Here is a 3741-nt window from a genome sequence, read left to right on the forward strand (position 1 = left end):
AAACCTTCTCCTAATTTAATAATAGGACTTTAACTATTAGAAATGAAGTCTTTTAGGCTTTTATATAAAATTTAAAATTTGCTTAACTGTTTGATTCCATTGCTCCTCCTTAGAAATTGTAGCCTTACCATCTCCTGATTGTTCTCCATAATTTCCAAACTGTGCATGATTTCCACCTTTAATCACTATTTCTGTAAGATCTTCTGCTAGACCTATTGAGTTATCGTATTTTTCCCTATTTAAAACTCCATCCTCACTTCCATAAATAGATAAAACAGGAATTTCTAGTTTATCAGTAGGATAAGCAGCCAAAAGAACTAATCCCTTTAAATCCTCTTGATGCTCAGCTGCAAAAGATGAAGCCATAGCACCTCCTAAAGAATGTCCACCTATATACCAGTTTTCTATTTTTTTAAAGTCCTGCATAATATCGCCAGCCGCATTTGAATCAAATACAGCTAAATTATAAGGCATCTCCACAAGCACGCAGCAAATTCCTTTTTTAGCTAGCTTACTTAATATCGGCTTATATGCCTCAGCCTCTACTTTACCTCCTGGATAAAATATAAACCCTGTTTTACTATTTGAATCTCCATATACGATATAATTCTTTTCTTCTGTTATAGTTATATTTCCAACTTGATAATCCTGAGCATGATAGTAATTTGAAACATATGTAAAAAAACCTATTACGCAAATCAGTATTAAAGCTACTGATATAATTCCCACTCTTTTTAAATATTTTTTCTTTTTCATAGACACTCTCCTTTAGCCAAAATTTTTCCTAGCTTTATTCATTTATTGTATTTCTGTTTTCCAAATTTATCAACATAATATTAACTGAACATTGTTGAATTGGTGCTATAATATTAATAAATATTTTTTGTGGAGGGTTATTATGGAGGATATAATACTAGCACTTGTAATTTATAGCTTTTCATTGTGCATAACAATACTTTCTGGAAGATATTGTGTCGGTCGTGATAACAGCGGTAAAGTAATTTGGGAACGCGATGGCGGTTTTAGTACTATGTGGGTGAGTTTAAGACAAGAAAATCATTATAAATTACTTAATTTGCTATTTTATAGAATAGAAAGCTTGGATATAAAAAAACTTAGAGTGCCCTTATGGTCGATAATATTAAAATCTAATTTTTATCTACAATTTGTTCTGCTAATTATAGGTACTGTTCTTACTAGAGATTTCTTTTTCACAATGGCTGTTGTGGGGTATTTTCTTCTATCTTCTATAGGTGCATGTTTTGTAGTTCTTCAATTTGTAGATTATTTGCTTTGGAGATTTAACGGACGCGAAGATAAGTATATAGAAAATGTATTTAGTTTCAAGGTTTTATTTATATACATAATAGTACAATTAATAGCATTACTTATTATGATAGTAGATATCCATGAAGTAAGTTTAATGCAGGCTAGCTATTTTAACTAGCTTAATATGTTATATAAGGCAAGCAATTTATCTTTTAAATTATAAGTTGCTTGCCTTATATATTTTATTTCAAAATATAATTATCCCTCTAAAATAGCAGCTGCCTTTTTAAGCTCTTCTCTAATATGTATATGTTGTGGACATACCTCTTCACATTGACCGCATTCGATACATGCAGATGCCTTAGCCCAGCCATGTCCTTCAGTATTCCATTTATATCTGCCCTTTGCTGCTTCTACATCATCGTAAATATTTACTATATTCACAGCTTGGAAAGTTCCATATATTGCTACTGATTCAGGGCATCCCTTCATACAGTAAGTACATGCAGTACAAGGAACTGTTGGAATAGCATTTATAATTTCTCTAGCTTCATCAACTACCTTCGCTTCATCTTCTGATAATGGTTTGAAGTCTTCCATATAAGAAACATTGTCCTCCATTTGTTCCACATTTGACATTCCAGATAAAACTGTGATTATACCGTCAAGTGATGCTGCAAAACGTATTGCCCAAGAAGATGGTGATGCATCTTTATCAGCTGCTTTTAGTACATCAGTTACTTTTTGTGGAGGATTCGCTAAAATTCCACCTTTTACTGGTTCCATTATTACAACTGGCTTATTGTGTTTACGAGCTACCTCATAGCATTTTCTTGATTCTATAGTTGGATTATCCCAGTCTGCATAGTTTATTTGTAGTTGTACAAATTCTACTTCCGGATGTTTATTTAATATTTCATCTAGAACATCTGCTTTATCGTGGAAAGAGAAACCAAAATGCTTGATTAATCCTTCTTCTTTTCTTTTAGCACAGAAATTCCATAAATCATAATCGTCAAAGAAATGTGTACGTTGTTCTCCTAAATTATGTAATAAGTAGAAATCAAAATATCCAGCGCCTGTACGTTCTAATGAAGTGTAAAACATTTGCTCTGCTTCTTCCTTTGTCTTAGCCCCTGCCCATGCTGGCAATTTAGTCGCCAAAACGAACTTATCACGAGGATATCTATCGACTAATACTTCCTTTACTGATTTTTCTGATTCTCCGTTAAGATAACCAAATGCTGTGTCAAAGTAGCAAAAACCTTTTTCCAAAAATATATCTGCCATTTTTTTAGTTTGTTCTATATCAACCTTTTCACCATTCATAGGAAGTCTCATAAGACCAAATCCTAATTGTGGTATGCTTTCTCCAAGATATTTTTCCATTTTTTGTCCCCCTTTTATAGATTTTCTTTATATAAGTATATTATAAATTAAATATTAATCAATATTTACCTATAAGTCCAATTTATATTTATAGAATTAATTATTTATTTTGTTTATAAATAAAATAAGCACGCATTCCAAGTTAAATATGGTTTGCATGCTGTATTTTTATTAATCTAAATATTCTCCTACGTCACTATTATTATATTGTTTTCTAATCTTTATAATAATAGATCCGTCTGGTTGTACTGTCTCATCAATAATTTTATATTTTGTATGATTTTTTTCAAGACCTGCTATATAGTTTTCATATTCTTTTTTAACAAGCTTTACTCCATAATCATGTCCTAAATCCTCTTTTAACATAAAATGAAGAGTCTGACAAATACAAGCCGCTTTTACTCTTTTCATTCTATCCACCTCCTTCTGACTCATGTCAAAATTCCTATTACGGTAGAAACACACGAATAGAGAAAAAGTAGCTGAAATCAACTAGATTTAGCCATTTCAACTACTTATTTACAAAAATTTTATCATTTTTTTTTATTTTTTTCAAGAATCGATTAGAAAAATAATTTTACTATTTTTTAGCTTTTCCTGTCATTTCTTTTACTTCCATCTTTAAAACAGTTGTATCATCCATACTATTAGCTATATATTTCAATCCACTTTCCATGTAATCTGGTGCTAATTTTTTTATAAGCGCCTCTAATCCTTTTCTTTTTTCTTTGTCGTCTTCAACTGATGATATTGTTCCGAAAAGAATTGCTGAACTGTATTTAGTAGAAAATGTACTTGGCAATAAACAAACATCATTTACTACAGTAAAACAAGCATTGCCGTTTTGTTTTATATTGCTTAATTTATGTCCAACATCCTTTGCACAATGAAAATAAATCACTCCATCAGTATAAGCGAAATTAATTGGTACTCCATAAGGAACACTATTTTCGTCCACTGTTGAAAGTACTCCGTATTCAGATTTATTTAAGATTTCAATTGTTTCCTCCATACCTAATGCACGGTCTTTTCTACGCATTTCCATATTCGCATCCCCCTTATTTGTGTTATGAAATAATTATA

General features: G+C 31.0%; 5 protein-coding genes. 1 reads left to right on the plus strand and 4 read right to left on the minus strand.

The annotated features are described in order from the left end of the window. Positions 1-60: 60 nt before the first annotated feature. The gene (locus ACI3VO_RS09005; RefSeq protein WP_439757593.1) at positions 61-756 is read right to left on the minus strand and encodes an alpha/beta fold hydrolase; all 696 of its coding nucleotides are present in this window, start codon (positions 754-756) and stop codon (positions 61-63) included. 142 nt (positions 757-898) lie between these two features. Between ACI3VO_RS09005 and ACI3VO_RS09010 the strand changes: the two genes are divergently transcribed. Beyond that, positions 899-1447, plus strand: a complete 549-nt coding sequence (locus ACI3VO_RS09010; RefSeq protein ID WP_439757594.1) for a hypothetical protein — start codon at positions 899-901, stop codon at positions 1445-1447. Between the two features lie 80 nt (positions 1448-1527). Here the strand turns inward: ACI3VO_RS09010 and ACI3VO_RS09015 are convergent, their stop codons facing one another. The 3 genes from ACI3VO_RS09015 to ACI3VO_RS09025 all read right to left on the minus strand — a co-directional run bounded on the left by ACI3VO_RS09015 (position 1528) and on the right by ACI3VO_RS09025 (position 3703). Continuing rightward, a complete protein-coding gene (locus tag ACI3VO_RS09015) occupies positions 1528-2658 on the minus strand; it encodes an aldo/keto reductase (RefSeq protein WP_439757595.1) in 1131 nt (376 codons plus the stop codon). Positions 2659-2829: 171 nt separating this feature from the next. After that, on the minus strand, positions 2830-3069 hold the full coding sequence (locus tag ACI3VO_RS09020) for a hypothetical protein (RefSeq protein WP_439757596.1): 240 nt from the start codon (positions 3067-3069) through the stop codon (positions 2830-2832). Between the two features lie 169 nt (positions 3070-3238). After that, positions 3239-3703 carry a pyridoxamine 5'-phosphate oxidase family protein gene (locus tag ACI3VO_RS09025; RefSeq protein ID WP_439757597.1) on the minus strand — a complete coding sequence of 155 codons (465 nt, stop codon included), beginning with the start codon at positions 3701-3703 and terminating at the stop codon, positions 3239-3241. Positions 3704-3741 lie beyond the last annotated feature (38 nt).

Origin of the sequence: Intestinibacter sp. (assembly GCF_051866655.1) — a bacterium.
GTDB lineage: Bacteria > Bacillota > Clostridia > Peptostreptococcales > Peptostreptococcaceae > Intestinibacter.